Origin of the sequence: Cyanothece sp. BG0011 (assembly GCF_003013815.1) — a bacterium.
Classification (GTDB): Bacteria; Cyanobacteriota; Cyanobacteriia; order Cyanobacteriales; family Microcystaceae; genus Crocosphaera.
The window spans coordinates 1-15,873 of the sequence record NZ_PRLH01000050.1; the positions used below are offsets into that span (position 1 = coordinate 1).

At 37.1% G+C, this 15,873-nt stretch carries 16 protein-coding genes; 12 read left to right on the top strand and 4 right to left on the bottom strand.

The window, feature by feature from the left end; genetic code table 11:
* The 4 genes from C4E06_RS06995 to C4E06_RS07010 all read left to right on the top strand — a co-directional run.
* Window positions 1-870, top strand: an 870-nt coding sequence (locus C4E06_RS06995) for an AAA family ATPase (protein WP_107667413.1), incomplete at its 5' end; no start/stop codon positions are given.
* Window positions 871-888: 18 nt separating this feature from the next.
* On the top strand, window positions 889-3,507 hold the full coding sequence (locus C4E06_RS07000; RefSeq protein ID WP_107667414.1) for a S8 family peptidase: 2,619 nt from the start codon (window positions 889-891) through the stop codon (window positions 3,505-3,507).
* An 84-nt stretch (window positions 3,508-3,591) separates the two neighbouring features.
* Complete coding sequence (locus tag C4E06_RS07005) at window positions 3,592-4,506, top strand: lysylphosphatidylglycerol synthase domain-containing protein (RefSeq protein WP_107667415.1); 915 nt, start codon at window positions 3,592-3,594, stop codon at window positions 4,504-4,506.
* 239 nt (window positions 4,507-4,745) lie between these two features.
* The gene (locus tag C4E06_RS07010; RefSeq protein ID WP_107667416.1) at window positions 4,746-6,461 is read left to right on the top strand and encodes an alkaline phosphatase PhoX; all 1,716 of its coding nucleotides are present in this window, start codon (window positions 4,746-4,748) and stop codon (window positions 6,459-6,461) included.
* A gap of 177 nt (window positions 6,462-6,638) precedes the next feature.
* On the opposite strand, the gene C4E06_RS07015 is transcribed toward C4E06_RS07010, so the two are convergent.
* Window positions 6,639-7,439 (bottom strand): hypothetical protein, encoded by an 801-nt coding sequence (locus C4E06_RS07015; protein ID WP_107667417.1) that lies wholly within the window; start codon window positions 7,437-7,439, stop codon window positions 6,639-6,641.
* A 233-nt stretch (window positions 7,440-7,672) separates the two neighbouring features.
* Between C4E06_RS07015 and C4E06_RS07020 the strand changes: the two genes are divergently transcribed.
* From C4E06_RS07020 to C4E06_RS07050, 7 genes are all read left to right on the top strand, one after another.
* Window positions 7,673-9,067 carry a cell wall metabolism sensor histidine kinase WalK gene (locus C4E06_RS07020; protein WP_232826181.1) on the top strand — a complete coding sequence of 465 codons (1,395 nt, stop codon included), beginning with the start codon at window positions 7,673-7,675 and terminating at the stop codon, window positions 9,065-9,067.
* A gap of 32 nt (window positions 9,068-9,099) precedes the next feature.
* Window positions 9,100-10,278: a MotA/TolQ/ExbB proton channel family protein gene (locus C4E06_RS07025; protein ID WP_107667419.1), complete on the top strand. Its 1,179-nt coding sequence runs from the start codon at window positions 9,100-9,102 to the stop codon at window positions 10,276-10,278.
* A gap of 3 nt (window positions 10,279-10,281) precedes the next feature.
* Entirely contained in the window at window positions 10,282-10,758 is a 477-nt protein-coding gene (locus tag C4E06_RS07030; RefSeq protein WP_107667420.1) for a hypothetical protein, read from the top strand.
* Window positions 10,748-11,449 carry a hypothetical protein gene (locus C4E06_RS07035; protein ID WP_107667421.1) on the top strand — a complete coding sequence of 234 codons (702 nt, stop codon included), beginning with the start codon at window positions 10,748-10,750 and terminating at the stop codon, window positions 11,447-11,449. The genes C4E06_RS07030 and C4E06_RS07035 overlap by 11 nt, the downstream gene beginning before the upstream one ends.
* Before the next feature lie 77 nt (window positions 11,450-11,526).
* Window positions 11,527-12,198, top strand: coding sequence for a Coq4 family protein (locus C4E06_RS07040; RefSeq protein ID WP_107667422.1), 672 nt, complete (start codon window positions 11,527-11,529; stop codon window positions 12,196-12,198).
* A gap of 57 nt (window positions 12,199-12,255) precedes the next feature.
* Complete coding sequence (locus C4E06_RS07045) at window positions 12,256-12,720, top strand: DUF29 domain-containing protein (protein WP_107667423.1); 465 nt, start codon at window positions 12,256-12,258, stop codon at window positions 12,718-12,720.
* A gap of 29 nt (window positions 12,721-12,749) precedes the next feature.
* Window positions 12,750-13,190 carry a secondary thiamine-phosphate synthase enzyme YjbQ gene (locus tag C4E06_RS07050; RefSeq protein ID WP_107667424.1) on the top strand — a complete coding sequence of 147 codons (441 nt, stop codon included), beginning with the start codon at window positions 12,750-12,752 and terminating at the stop codon, window positions 13,188-13,190.
* Between the two features lie 13 nt (window positions 13,191-13,203).
* On the opposite strand, the gene C4E06_RS07055 is transcribed toward C4E06_RS07050, so the two are convergent.
* The 3 genes from C4E06_RS07055 to C4E06_RS07065 all read right to left on the bottom strand — a co-directional run bounded on the left by C4E06_RS07055 (window position 13,204) and on the right by C4E06_RS07065 (window position 15,116).
* Complete coding sequence (locus C4E06_RS07055; protein WP_107667425.1) at window positions 13,204-13,680, bottom strand: hydrogenase maturation protease; 477 nt, start codon at window positions 13,678-13,680, stop codon at window positions 13,204-13,206.
* A gap of 79 nt (window positions 13,681-13,759) precedes the next feature.
* Window positions 13,760-14,824: a threonine-phosphate decarboxylase CobD gene (gene cobD, locus C4E06_RS07060; RefSeq protein ID WP_107667426.1), complete on the bottom strand. Its 1,065-nt coding sequence runs from the start codon at window positions 14,822-14,824 to the stop codon at window positions 13,760-13,762.
* A 10-nt stretch (window positions 14,825-14,834) separates the two neighbouring features.
* The gene (locus tag C4E06_RS07065) at window positions 14,835-15,116 is read right to left on the bottom strand and encodes an HU family DNA-binding protein (RefSeq protein WP_008276079.1); all 282 of its coding nucleotides are present in this window, start codon (window positions 15,114-15,116) and stop codon (window positions 14,835-14,837) included.
* Between the two features lie 319 nt (window positions 15,117-15,435).
* Between C4E06_RS07065 and C4E06_RS07070 the strand changes: the two genes are divergently transcribed.
* Window positions 15,436-15,822 (top strand): hypothetical protein, encoded by a 387-nt coding sequence (locus C4E06_RS07070; RefSeq protein ID WP_107667427.1) that lies wholly within the window; start codon window positions 15,436-15,438, stop codon window positions 15,820-15,822.
* Window positions 15,823-15,873: the final 51 nt, after the last annotated feature.

Genomic DNA, 15,873 nt, shown 5'->3' on the forward strand with positions numbered 1-15,873 from the left:
AGATTAGCTCAGGAAATTCGAGAATTAATAGACCAGGCAAAAGCTCAAAAATCTGTCATAGAAAGAAAATCTGACCCCATTCCCTTAGTACAACCTAAAGGAGATTTAGCGAACCTTGTTTCTGTGAGATATCCAGATACTAGGCTGTCTGATATGATTTTGCCGTCTGAACTAGCTGTTAGACTAAAACGGGTATTAACTGAGCAAAGACAAGGAAAACGGTTACGAGAATATAATCTTACACCTCGTCGTAAATTATTGTTTGTCGGGCCTCCTGGTTCGGGAAAAACCATGACCGCAGCCGCCTTAGCAGGAGAACTTCAATTACCTTTATTTACGACTTTATATGACAGTCTTATTGGTAAGTATATGGGAGAAACCGCTAGTCGATTAAAACTTATTTTTGAAGCAATGACAATGACAAAAGGAGTCTATTTTTTTGATGAATTTGATGCCATTGGTACGCAACGTCAAAACACCAATGATGTCGGAGAAATTAGAAGGATTCTTAACTCATTTTTAATGTTTCTAGAAAATGATCAAGGGGATAGTCTTATTATTGCAGCGACTAACCATCCTAACTTATTAGATAAAGCTCTTTTTAGAAGATTTGATGATGTTATAAAATACAAGTTACCTGATTCAGACATTATCCGTGAACTGATTCAAACTCGTTTAATAAGTTTTGAAATTGATTGGAAAGATTGGTCACAAATTATAGAGAAAGCAACGGGACTTGCTCAAGCTGAAATTGTGAGAGCAACAGATGAAGCAGCAAAGCAAGCAGTCTTATCAAACAGTGGCAAAGTTAGCGAAAAATCTTTGATTTCAGCTATTATGGAACGTAAAGAGATGAGTTTTGATGACTAAAGACAATTAATTAATAGAATGGTAAAATCTTCTCGCAAGCTTCCTCACCTATATCTACGCAATAATGGTAAAAAGGTAAACTATACATCCACATTTTCAGGTGGAAGAAAAATTTCACCACCCTATCGAAACCGAAAAGAACACGCTGAAAAGTTACAGCGTCAAATTGGTGAAGCGATTGAAAAAGCACGTCAACAATTAGAATCTCGTTTATCAGAAATTGCCGTTGGTAAACCTGGATTTTATTTAGAATTTGAGGTAACAAAAGATCAAGCAAATGCTTTTGAAAGCTTGGCAGATAAACGAAAAAAGCTTGAACTTGTTTCTGTTAAATCTTCTCTTGAGCAAGAAGATATAGTTAAAGCAACTGTATTTGTTCCGGAGTCTGCTACAGATTTTTTTCAGGAAAAAGTAGAACAGTATCTTAATGAAAATAATAAACCTACTAAGAAGCTGAATGAGAAAAATTTAACTATTGTTACCTTACTTTTTCTTATCAATACAGAATTAGATAAATTTATATTTTTATTATTACTGCTACCATTCCGTCCTAAAAATGAAAAATTAATAAGTCGAGTAGAAACTGTTGAAATTGGTACAGCTAAATCATTATTTACTGATAGTCTTGACTTGTTTCCTCAAAATGAACAAGCAATATGGTGGGAAGTTTGGTTACGTCGTGATCAACTAGAAAACTTTCAAACTATCACGCAAAGATTAGAAATTACTACTAAATCAGAAATAAAATTTCCAGAAAGAATTGTTGTCTTAGCAATGGCTAATGTAGAAGCTATAGAACAAGTTATTAAAAATTCTGATACCATTGCTGAATTACGAATTGCTAAAGATACTCCTTCATTTTTTCTTGAAATGGGATTAATTGAGCAGCAACAATGGGTAAGAGATTTAGAAAATAGACTTGAATCATTGAGATATGATATTGATATTAGAGATAATGCTGTTGCTGTATGTCTGCTTGATACAGGAGTTAATGGGACACATCAACTGATTAAAAGAGGTCTTGATATTGCTGACTTATATACCTGTGATCCAAATTGGGAAACAAATGATCATCATGGACACGGAACTCAAATGGCTGGATTAGTTCTTTATTCAGATTTATTTGAAGCTTTAACATCTTCTGAATATATAACCCTTGCTCACTGTTTAGAATCAGTTAAAATTCTTCCCCCTGTTGGAGAAAATGATCCCGAATTATATGGAGCAATTACGGAACAAGGGGTATCTCTTCCTGAAATTCAAAACCCAAAAAGAAAACGAATTTTTTCTATGGCCATAACAAGTCCTAAACCTTCTCCCAATTATGGCACTCCTTCATCTTGGTCAGCAGCAATTGATCAACTTTGTTTTGGTGAAGATAATTATAAAAGATTGATGATTATTTCAGCCGGAAATATTCGAGATGATATATATACTTCTGATTATCTTAATATCAACGATGTAAACACTGTTGAAAATCCTGCACAAGCTTGGAATGCTTTAATTGTTGGAGCTTATACCGAAAAAGTTAATATTACTCATCCTGACTTTCAGGGTTGGCAAGCTGTTGCACCATCTGGTGATTTATCTCCGAGAAGTCGCACTTCTGTTACTTGGGACAGTCAATGGCCCATTCGTCCTGATGTTGTTTTTGAAGGAGGAAATTGCGCTTCTGATGGAGAAAATGCCGCCCAAAATATTGATGATTTATCTATTTTAACGACTTATCATCGTCCTGAAAAAAGATTATTTGAAAGAATGTCAGATACCAGTTGTGCCACTGCATTAGCAAGTTATATGGCTGCAAAAATATTAGCAGAAAAACCCAACTATTGGCCAGAAACAATTCGTGCTTTAATTGTTCATTCAGCAGAATGGACACCGGCAATGCAAGAGTATTTAAAATCAGCTTCTTCCCAAAGAAAAAAAACCTCTATTATTCGTCGATATGGTTATGGAGTTCCTAATTTAGAAAGAGCATTAAGAAGTACCAATAATGACTTAACTTTAATTATTGAAGATCAAGTTAAACCCTTTGTTAAAGGATCAAGTAAGATTAAAACTAATGAGATGAATTTTCATACTTTACCTTGGCCAACTGAAGAATTAGAAAAATTAGGAGAAAGTATTGTAGAATTAAAGGTGACATTATCTTACTTCATTGAACCTAATCCTGGTGAACGTGGTTGGACAAAAAAGCATCGTTATGCTTCACATGGATTGCGATTTGAAGTAAAAAGGCCATTAGAAAGTAATACACAATTTGAGAAAAGAATTAATAAAGCGATGAGAGAAGAAGATGAAAAAATATCGAGCAGTGGAGAGAATGATAACTGGTTTCTAGGTGCTAATCTAAGAAATAAAGGGTCGTTACATTCTGATAGATGGACTGGAACTGCTGTTGAATTAGCTGAAAGGAAAATGATTGGAGTTTTTCCTGTTGGTGGATGGTGGAAAGAAAAAAAATATCTTGAACGTTATGATCAAACTGTTCGTTATTCATTAATTATTACTATTCGAGTTCCAGAAATTGAAATTGAATGTGATCTTTACACACCCGTATCTGATCAAATTAAAGCATCCCAAGAAATTAAAAATAAACAAGATATTTCTACAGCAACAGAAATTGAGAACTAACTTTTAAATATTATTTTTTCTCCAAATGTAAAAAATACTCATCTTATTTTATTATTAAGTAAAGTTATTATAGATTGGTTGATCATGTCATCAATTAAAGCCTATTTAAAGTGGATAATTTTAGGAATTACCCTATTTTTCGTTATTTCTACCTTTAGAAATCATTGGCAAGCTGTCACAGAAATCACCATAACTTCTCAAGGATGGATATTTTTATTTTTAGCTTTAATTGTTACTTTATTAGCTCATATTTGGTCGGCTTTTGTCTGGATAAGAATCCTCTACTTATTTAAGCAATCTTGTTCCTATCAATGGGGATTAAAAGTTTACTTAGTAACGAATATTTATAAGTATTTACCTGGAAATTTTGGCCATTTTTATGGTCGTATTAATGCTGTGTCTAAACAAGGGATTTCTTTATCAGTTGCGAGTTTAAGTGTGTTATTAGAACCCTTATTAATGTCTGCGGCTGCTTTATTTATTGCTTTATTAAGTCATAGTATCGGCATTATTGAAACTACAAGAAACTTTAATATATTATTCTTACAATGTTTTCTCTTAATTAGTGTTTTAGTGGGGATTCATCCTTTTATTATTAATGGACTTCTTCGCTTTATCAAAAAGATAAAATCAAAGGAAAATCAAGAAACAGAAACTATCTATCTACAGAAATATCCTGGTATTATTTTAATGGGAGAAAGTATATTTTTGTTATTAAGGGGACTAGGGTTTATTTTTGCTTTAATGGCTTTTATGTCTATTAGTTTTCAACAAATACCGATTATTATTAGTGCCTTTAGTTTTGCTTGGTTACTAGGTTTAGTTATTCCGGGTGCCCCTGGAGGTTTAGGGGTGTTTGAAGCGACGATTATTGCTTTATTAGAAACATCATCTTTACCCATCGGTATCGTTTTAACCACTATTGCTATTTTCAGAATTATTAGTATTTTAGCTGAAGTCATGGGAGCAGGACTAGGTTATTTAGGGTTTAAGCGTTAGGAACTAAAAGAGAGTAATCTCGGAATCAGGAAAAAAATATAGAATCTTCAAACCTTTATATAAGAGAAATCAAAAAGAAACCTTAAGATTACGCATTTTAAACCAAAATTAACTTGTTGATTACTTCTTCTTATTTCATTTTGATAATACTTGGTATTCGTGAGGAGTAATTCATCGTAATTATTAGGATTATTGAGAATTATCTTCATTAAACAACTTTATCCCTAACATTGGAGAAGATGAAAAACATTTTAAAAATTATTGCTGGTTTAACGACTGTAGCCAGCATGGCTACCGTTAGCGTAAAAGCAGCACAAGCACAGACAGCTTATCCTGAAGCACAAATGAAAGGGCTTCGTGGTTGGGACACCGAAGCGATTTTTACCATTGGGGAAACCATCAATGGTTACACCCCTACAGGTATTTTAGATGGAATTGGAGCCTTTAAACTCAACGATACTACCGTTCGCTTTCTGGTTAACAGTGAGTTAAGCGGTGGTCAAGGATACGCTTATGATCTCAATACCCTCGATGGTATTGCGGGTAATGAAGTCACTGTACCGGGTGGTGCGCGCATCAATTTCTTTGATGTAGATATCAACAGCAAGCAAGTCATTGATGGTGGACTGGCTTTTAACCGAATTTTTGATCGGGCTGGCAATTTAATCACCGATACCAGTCAGTTTCCTATCGGTGCATCCTTAAACCGTTTCTGTTCCGGTATGCACGTTGATGCCGGAACCTTTGGGTTTGTCGATGATATCTACTTCGCCGGGGAAGAAACGAACGGTGGAACTGAGTTTGTCCTAGATGTTGCCTCGATGAACAGTGCTGAAGGTGGCGCACTCTATGCAGCCCCTGCCTTAGGCCGCGCTGCTTGGGAAAATATTACCCCCATTGACCCCGGTAATGAGAATCAAGTTGCCTTACTGGTGGGAGACGATAGAGAAGCAGCCCCCATGTATTTATACATTGGTGAAAAAGATAGTTCAACTGGGGCTGGTTTCTTAGAAAGAAACGGTTTAGCCCAAGGAACCCTTTATACTTGGGTGGCAGACAGTGGGGAAACCATCCCAGAGGCCGGAGGGTTTATCGGCACTGGCAATAGTCGTTCTGGTAGTTGGGTTCCCGTGGTTAATATTGATCCCAACACCCCTGATGCTGATGATAGCGACGGCTTTGACGCCGACGGTTATGCCACTCAAGACGGTTTAGATACTCAAAGTGGTCGGGCTGCCTTTTTGGGTAATACAGTCGTGCCTGGGTTGACTGATGTGGGGGCCTTTCTCTTTTCTCGTCCTGAAGATGTGGCCACAAACCCCGACAACCCACTGGAAGTTGTTATGGCTTCTACCGGTCGGGATAGTGTCTTTCCGGACGATAGTTGGGGAACCACCTACACCTTTGTCAACGACTTAACGGCCTTAACTGCTGAAGCGACGATTCTTTACGATGGAGACGATGCAGGCAACGGTCAGTTTGCCGGGCCTGACTTTGGTCTTCGTAGCCCTGATAACTTAGACTGGGCAGATGATGGGTTAATCTACATTAATGAAGATCGTTCCGTTGGTGGTTTTTGTTTAACCAGTGGGGAAGAAGCCTCTATCTGGCAACTTAATCCGACCAATGGTCAGTTAGCACGAATCGCTCAAATGGATCGCAGTGTTGTGGTCCCTGCTGGCGTAACCGATAATGACCCGAATGACTGTGGTGACTGGGAAAGTTCCGGTATTTTGGATGTCACTGAACTGTTTGGCAGCAAGGAAAGACTTTTTGTCTTAGATGTTCAAGCCCATAGTCTCCGTGATGGGGTCATTGCTAGTGCAGACTTAGTACAAGGGGGTCAGTTAATTCTTATGTCTGAGTCAGTGCCTGAACCGACTTCAACCCTCGGCCTGTTAGCTTTAGCCGGTGCTGTTGGTGCAGGAACTTATGGCCGTAAGCACAAAAAATAGGAGTTATACCCCCTCAGGCAATGGTTGACGTTACAGTTAAACCCTTGCTAGGGATAACTCCCAATCTATCAGGTTCGCACTTCGACACTGCTCAGCACAAGCTCCAGATTGACACTGAGCGCAGTCGAGGTGCTATTTCTATTGTAAGCAACAGCAAATCTTAAGCCAAGGCAATAATTAGCTAATATATCGAGAAATAAAGTCTTTGAAAGCTTTAGCAAAAGAACTTCTTGCCTCAGGACCTTCATCAGAAGACTCATCAACCGAAGCACCCTGTTCCTTAGATTCCTCTTTAACTTTAGGTTGAGCAGGGGTTTCGGTTGGCTTTTTGGCCTCGGTTTTAGTTTCCTTGGTGGTTGGTTCTTTAAGTTCAGAACTCGGAGGGGTTTCTGTTGGCTTTTTAGCCTCAGTTTCAGTTTCCTTGGTGGTTGGTTCTTTAAGTTCGGAACTCGGAGGGGTTTCTGTTGGCTTTTTAGCCTCGGTTTCAGTTTCCTTGGTAGGAGCTTCTTTAAGTTCGGAACTCGGAGGGGTTTCTGTTGGCTTTTCAGCTTCTGGTGTGTCTAGATTATTTTCTTTTACTTGTGTCATAGGAGTTGTTTCTTCTGATTCTATAGTGTTATCGGTTGAATCTATATTGTCCACTTCTTCTGTAGAAGTGTCTTGATTTGATGGTGTTATTGTAGCAGGTGAATCAGAAATTGTCGTTTCAGGGGGAGAAGTTGGGGGCGTTTCTTCCGGTTCGGGAGGCTGTAAAACTTTGATAAACTGCTTTAATTGTTCTTCTTCTGTTACTGATAGCTGACGAACTTCTTCGACTTTTTTGGCGATTTCTGTCTCACCTAGATAGGCTAACCAGTTCTCAAAATCTCCACGTTTCAAATAATATATGACTTCTTGAGGAGACTGATGGCAGACTCCGATTAAATCTTGTACGCTATAAGCGAGGTGACCACTGCTAAATCTAAAGGGTTCTGGCATGGTTTCTTTTGTAATCTATAAGAATAATTGAAGAGATTAAACTCTCTTTCTCAAGATACTATCAAAAAGCCCACCTCTACGCTATCATCCGATAGTTAGGGTAAAGAGAATAATAATCAATCTTTCAGGGAAAACTCAGCTTTCTATCATCTAGAGTTTAGTCAATTGTGAGAGTATGAGCATAGACTTATCTTGCATTGTTAACAATGGTCTTTATCAAATCGTTCCCTAAGATGAAACAATTGTCTCATCTGACTTCTCTGCGACTTCGACTAACCGTCGGTATTGCTGCTATGTCCATTTTAGGATTAAGTGGGGTGGTACTTTGGATTAGTTGGCAAATGCAGAGTATTTTAGTTGTTACCCATAAAAATAATACACGCTATATTGTCGGTCGTTTTCCGTCTGATGTCGAAATCTATAGCGATATGGTTTCTTTAGAAGAGGGAACCCAAAAAGCCATTGATAACCTATCTAACCCCCAAACTTTACTATGGGTGAAAACCCCTCAAGGGGAAATTTTTGCCCAGTCTCAAGCTTTACAAATGGGAATGACAGGCAGCAATTTAGTCTCTTTAACTGATATTCCCCCACAACCAGAATTGCAAAAGGTGAATAATCGTTATTGGTTATTATGTTCGACGAAATTAGTGGTAAAAGGGGTGACTCTAGGCAATTTTTATATTGCTCAAGATATTACTAAAGATCAGATGATGTTTTGGGGTGTGATGCGGAGTCTGCTGATCATCAGTGTTATGGCAACTATCCTGATGACAATCGCCATTGCTTGGTACATCCAAACGTCTTTAACACCCCTAAAGCGCATGAGTCAGATGACAAAGGATATTGACCCGGAAACCCTGGGAAAGGTACAACTTGAATTAGAAAATGCTCCCAGTGAGGTCAAAGAATTAGCCGGAACCCTACAAACCACCTTAACTCGTCTTGCTCATGCTTGGGACAATCAACGTCAGTTAGTCAGCAATGTTTCCCACGAGTTACGCACCCCTTTAACGGTGGTATCTGGCTATTTACAAAGTACCCTACGACGGGGTAATAATTTAACGGATTTGCAACGAGAAGCTTTAGAAACCGCTTCATCGGAGGCCGATCGCACGGTTCAATTATTACAGGATTTGTTAGATTTAGCTAGGGCCGAACATGGAGGGATGTATTTTAACCTAGAAACTATTGTTCTTAATGAGTTATTAACAGAAATTGAAGGGATGGTGCATCAATATCCTCTCCCTGTGACGGTTTCTCTTCCCACTCAAGTTATCAAGGTAAAAGGGGATAAAAATCGCCTCAAACAAGTGTTTTTGAATTTAATTGACAACGCAGTTAAATATTCCCATTCCCCTGAACCTATTATCCTGAAATTGAGTCACAATAAACAACAGGCCAAAATAGAAGTGTGCGATCGCGGTGTCGGTATTCCTTTAGCCGATCAAACTCGCATTTTTGAGCGATTTTATCGGGTAGACGAAGCCAGAAGTCGCAATATTGGGGGAACTGGACTCGGTTTATCTATCGTCAAAACCCTAGTAGAAGGGATGGGGGGAACCATTCATGTTATTTCCGGGCCCCATCAAGGCACAACCTTTACTATTCTGTTACCCTTGTTTTAAAGTCTGACTCCTATTTTTATCATTAATTGAGGATGAACACAAAAACCAAAGAAACCAATCAATATCTATTGTTATCGGGGGATGCTGAACGCAAGAAATTAGAAGTTAATTTCTGGTTAGTATCTGTGATAGCTTTATTGTTATTTATTGCTATTTATACCCTGACTTTATTATTCCTAAGACAGACGTTTATCGGAGTCCTTTTATATGAAAGAGGGTTTACCCAGTTTTTGGTCATTTATTTGGCTTGTTTTGTGGTTTCTTTGACAATTTTGAAACTGATTAAATTACAACAAGAAACCTTAGCCTTACGGCGTTCTTGGGTTCCTCAAACTGTCATCTTTGATAATCCGCGATCGCGAGATTTAATGACGTTACAAAACAATTTAACTAAACATAATCAACTCCTACCCATTCGTTGTAGTCGCATTTTGGGGGCTTATATTCAGTCAGGAAGTCGTAAAACAGCTTCAGAATTAGCGTTAGATGATTCTACCTTTTATCTAAGTGCAACAGAGTCGTCTTATAGTTTTCCCCGTGTTCTTGTTTGGGCAATTCCATTATTAGGATTTATTGGGACAGTTATCGGTATTAGTCAAGCGGTAAATGGGTTTTCTAGTTTCCTAGAACAAGCAGGAGAAATTGAGCAAATTAAAGAAGGAATAGGAACCGTAACCAGTGGTTTAGCGGTGGCGTTTGATACCACTTTATTGGCTTTATTACTCAGTGTTTTGGTGATGATTCCCTTAGTTTTAGTGGAAAGAATGGAATCGAGATTACTGTTGAGAATTGATATTTATATCAATGATTTAGTGTTACCTCGCCTCAAAGAAAGGAGTGAAAACTTAGATTACGATGGCATTAATCAATCCATTCGTCAAGCGTTTCAAGACTATTTACCTAACCCTGAAGCTTTAATCGAACCCGCACAAATTTATGCACAACAAGCGGCCGAAACCTTTTCTAAAAGCTTTATTTCAGAAATCGAAAAACTACAACAATTAAGCGGTCATTTAATCGAACAAATAGAAAAAATTAATAACATGAGTATCGAAGAAAAAAGCAAATTTCTCGAAACTTTAGATCAACAATTAAACGTTAATCGGCAGCTTTCTAACTCGATGATCACAGAAATCAAACAGATTCAACCCATCCTAGAAAAATTAAGTAAACCTCGTTTAATTACCTTTACTGACTCAGAAGAACTTTAATTTATGCGTCGTCGTTCTTTTTCTAAAAATTCCATAGAAGTGGAATTATTTCCCTTTCTTTCTATATTAGCCTGTACTATTGGTACGCTCATTTTATTGATCATTGTTTTAACCACCCAACTGTTAGAAAATGAACGGGAAATTACTATTATTGCTAAACAAGAAACCACAGGGGAAAATCAAGGTAAAATACCGAAATATGTAGAATGTAGAGAGGATGGGGTGTTATTACATCCGAGTCAAGTGTTTGTCCCTAAATCTGAAATTGATAATCGGCGATCGCCCTTAAATCAATTAATTCAGGAGGTACAAAAAAACAAAGATCAACAATACTTAATTGTCGTCCTTCGTCCCCAAGGAATTGATGTTTTTCAACAAGTTAGAGACATGGTAGAAAAACGAGGGATCGATATTGGATACGAACCCATTGATCAAGATTGGACATTAAAAATAGAAGAAGCAAACAACAATGAGAACTAGAAGATATCGTCATCTGAACTCACCCAGTCAAAACCTAGATTCTTTTTTAGATATTCTCACTAATACCGTCGGGGTATTAATGTTTATTAGTTTATTTATTACCGTTGTCGCAGTAGAATCAAGTACCATTGTGACAACTCCTTTAGTCTCTAATACTGAAAAGAAACCGCGCTTTTTTGAAGTTAGAAATAACAAAATAGCTTATATTAATGATGAAGAAGTGGATCGGCAAATTGCCCTTTTAATGAAAAATTTACCCGAATGTTATCTTCCTGAAATTCCTAGCAACTTAGATAGTTATACTTATCAATTTTATCTTAATCGCATTAAAGACTATGAAAATTGTAGAGCGCAAACCCTCCAAACTTTTCAACAATTTAAAGGACAAACCGAACATTATAAAGTAACATTTTATGACCTTGACGCACTCCTTTATGAACCCTTAACCCCCGACACAGGAGAATCTTATAAAACCATTGCTCAAACGGATTCAAACTTTAATAAAACCCTAGAAAAATTTGATCCAAACACAGATTATTTAGCATTTATTGTTCGTCCTGATAGTTTTTCTGCGTTTAGAGCAGCGAGAAAACAAGCATGGAAAGCGGGTTATAATGTAGGTTGGGAACCCTTAAAAGAAGAAACCCCTATTGTTTTTGGTTCTAATGGTAGAAGCGTCGGAGTCCAATAAAAATATTATTATATTTAACAATATTAAATGATAAAATCATGGTGAAGTGTACACTTTAGAAAATCAACAAATTGACAATGTTAGAAACAGAGAATAATAAACAACAGTGGGAAGAATTAGCCTTAAAAACTTTTTTAGAGATGTTAAGAGCTAAAGATGGAGACCTGGAAGTAGTAGCTAAACTATCTGAAGTTTTTTCCGATCTTGATAGTCTTAAACCAATGGCTACATTTCTTAAGGAACATTCAGCAGGAAAACAAGCATTTAAAGAATATCCCTGCTTGGGTAATATTGATTTAAATGAACTGAATAAATTACCCAAAAATAGTTTAGGTTATTGTTATAGTAATCATCTCAAGGAAAGAGGTTTAACGCCATTAAACCTAGAACAAATACCAATTACTAATGATTATGAATTTATTCTCGTACATATTCGAGACACCCACGATATTTGGCACGTTGTTACTGGTTTTGATACTGATATTATAGGGGAAATTCAATTAGAGGCATTCTATGTTAAACAACTTCGCTTTTCCCGTTTCTGGTTATCTTTATTAGCTAAAAATCTCTTAAAAACGACTCTTTATAATATTGAAAATAGTGAGAAATATTTAAACGCAATTACTGAAGGATGGATAATGGGGAGTAATGCTTCCCCTTTATTTGGTATTCAATGGAATCAATTGTGGCATCTTCCTCTAGAAGATATACGAACTTCTCTTAATATAAAATTAGACGACAAAAATTAATAAGTTAAAATATCTCTCATGATTTTTTGTTCTATCGGGTATAGCAACAGTAATATTATGATTAATAATTTATACGAGACAGATTATGTTCAATGGACACAATTGCAAATTGAAGCATTAAAAGCAAAAGATTGGAAAAGCATCGATTTTGAGCATCTAATTGAGACTTTAGAAATGGGAGATCCAAAAGAAACAGTTGAAAGTAATCTCATTATTTTGATTGCTCATCTTTTAAAACTTGCTGTTCAAAAAGATGCTCCTGATTGGATGACTAATCGTTGGTATAATTCCATTGATGAACACAGAAAAAGGGTTCTTAAAGCACAACGAAAGTATAAACCGATTAAAAAATATTTACCCACTGCTATAGAAAATTCCTATCCAGATGCCAGAGATTTGGCGATAAAAGAAGGAAAACGAGCCGATGGATGCAAAGTTATGAAAAGAGATGAGTCAGAATATCCTAATAACTGTCCTTTTACTTTTGAGCAAATTCTTGATGAAAACTGGTATCCAAACTAACAATTACTTTATTTCCGAACTAACTTATTATGCAGATTTTTAACCAATTATTAAATATATCTACTGACGAAAGTATTGGTTTATATAATATTACTGAAACCGTACAGCAATTTATTAACACGACTTCGATAAAAAATGGTCAAGTTCTTGTTTTTTCAAGACATACAACCACCGCTCTTGTTATCAATGAAGATGAATCTCGACTATTACAAGATATAAAAGTTTACCTAACAAAATTAGCTCCCCCCACAGAGTCTTATTTACACAATGATTTGCATTTACGAGATGTCCCTCCCGACGAACCCGAAAATGCTCATTCTCACCTCATGGCCATGACTTTAAGTACCAGCAAAGTGATTCCTATTGTAGACGGAAAATTAGCCCTTGGTACTTATCAGTCTCTAATGTTAGTTGAATTAGATGGACCCAGAAAACGGACTTTTTTTGTTCAAGTTTGGGGGGAACCTTAAATAAGGTATTCAGTTAATTTTCTGAGCAAAAATTGTTAATGTCTTCTTCTATCGATTCAATTACGTTTTGAATAGAATCCTTTAAACTTGGACTAATTTCTAATCCTAATCCTAAGTTTTCTGCTTCAATTAAATAAACCGTTACATCATTAGGAAACTCTTCTTTAAATATCTTTCTTCCTGCTGCTAACGCATGATCCCAGCGAAAGTCGTGTAAACTATAACTAGGTTCGGGTAATTCTTCTAATTCCTCTCCTGGTACTTGATAAATAGTGCCTGGTTCTGAATCGGTCGTACAAGCATCAATAATGATTAATTTTTCACTTCCCCTTGCTTGAAACATTACCTCCATTCCGGCGGTTCCACAGTCATAAATCTGTAGATTAGCTAAGCTTTTATCCTTAAAAATATCTTGTAATTTTTGAGCAATAATAACCCCCACTGCATCATCACATCGATTGAGATTACCGCAACCAATTACTGTTAACATATATCATAAATTTAAACTATATTATCAGTTATTATAACTGTAGCAATCTATTGACTAAAATTAAAATAAAATTATTATCTTACGATGTAAAAATATTTGATAATGCTTCGAGCAATTTATGATTCTCCTCAAACGTACGAACAGCAATGCGAAAATAGCGATCGCCTAATGTTTCAAAAGTGGAACAATCTCGAATCAAAATCCGATACTGTTGTAATAATTCCTGTTGTAATTGAAAACTCGGAATTTCAGTTTTAACTAAGATGAAATTCACAGAACTAGGAACAGGTTCTAACCCTTTAATGTGTAATAATCCTGTCAGTAACTGCTGATAAGCTGATGATAACCATTGTCTCGTTTGTTGTACAAAAGCTTCATCTTTTATAGCGGCGATACCGGCGTTAACCGCTAAACTATTGACAGGCCAAGGATCACGCCACCGTTGCCACCGTTGTAGATGATGGGGATGAGCGATCGCATAACCTAAACGTAGACCCGGAAGACTATAAAATTTAGTCAGCGATCGCACAATAATTAAATTAGGATAAGCCTCAATCCAAGGAAGTAAACTTTGTTGCCCGGAAGGGGGAACAAAATCCATAAACGCCTCATCAACCACCACTAATTTAAACCGTTCTAATAAGGGTAATAAAGCCTCTCTAGGGAATAATTGACCCGTCGGATTATGGGGATTATTAATAATAATACCGGCCTCAGTTCCCTGACAGTGATCCAAAAGATTCAAACCATCAGAGGTTGGCCAAGGAAAAGAAAGGGGGATAATCTTCGCCCCAAACCCTTCTAACCCTCGCCAATAATCCCGAAATCCAGGAATCATGACATAAGTATGTTTTTCCGCTGCCAAGTCACGGCTGGCCCAGGTTAATAACTCTGCTGCCCCATTCCCTGGCAAAATCCACTCAGAGGGCAGTTTATGCCATTCTGAGAGGGTTTTTCTCAATTTTGTGTATTGGGGATCAGGATAATGTCTAAGGCTGTCTAACGCCGTTTTAATCGAGGTTAAGACCGATGGGGGAGGACCGAGGGGATTAATACTAGCAGAAAAATCTAAAATAGAAGAAACTGGACAGCCAATTTGAGCAGCTGCCCAGACTAAATTACCACCATGAACGGGTTGTTTCATCTGCCGAAAACTACTTTTTCGGTGCAACCCGTTCTTTAAACAGCTTTCCGGCCGAGAAAGCAGGAACTTTAGTGGCAGGAATACTCATTTTTTCATTGGTTTTGGGGTTACGGCCTTCTCGGGCCTTGCGATCGCGGGCTTCAAATGATCCAAAGCCCACTAGGGTGACTTTATCATCTCCGGCCACTGCTTCCATAATCGTTTCTATGGTGGCACTAATCACGGTTTCTGCTTGTTTTTTGGTGACTTCAGCCTTATTAGCCACTGCATCAATTAATTCACCTTTATTCATTGAGTAATCTCCTTATATGGTTTGTTAGTTCTATGGTGTTTTGGCACATCCTAGTTAAAAATAGGACGAATTATAAGTAATCTTTATAGACGTAAATCGCCAAAATCCCCATAGGCTAAATGTTTCACTGCATTATTCTAAGCCGAATTGTCCCCAATCGATCCCCTAAAACGGTAATTTATATAGATTTTTTGCATTTTAGTTCCAATAAATCAGGTCGGCAGAAGGAAAGTTTAAGGATTTTTTGCCAATGGGATAGGGGGTAACGATAACATAGAGAAATATAAGTCGCTAAACAAAGCAACCTGAGAGATCGATTGTGAATAATTATTCTCCAAAACTACTATGGCTCAATAATTCTGGGTTAGGGTGTTTATTAAATTTACTGCTACTGGCCATTTTATTAGTCTCCGTTGGCTTAGGATGGGTGGTTAATGGATTTCTGATTTTACTGGGGGTCATTTTAATTACTCCAGTGATTGGGTTATGGGTATTACGATGGTGGGTTCAGCGTAACTTAGTCGAAGATCAATGTCCTGTGTGTAGCTACGAATTTACAGGGTTTAATGGGGTAGAAACCCGCTGTCCGAGTTGTGGTGAAGCTTTAGAAGTTGAACAGGGCCAGTTTAAACGAGTCACTCCCCCAGGTATCATTGATGTTGATGTGGTCGATGTCTCGGTTCAACAATTCGATGATCCTGATTAGACCTCAAGTGTTACATAATTTAAAGTTCTACAACAATTTTTATGAGGAGAT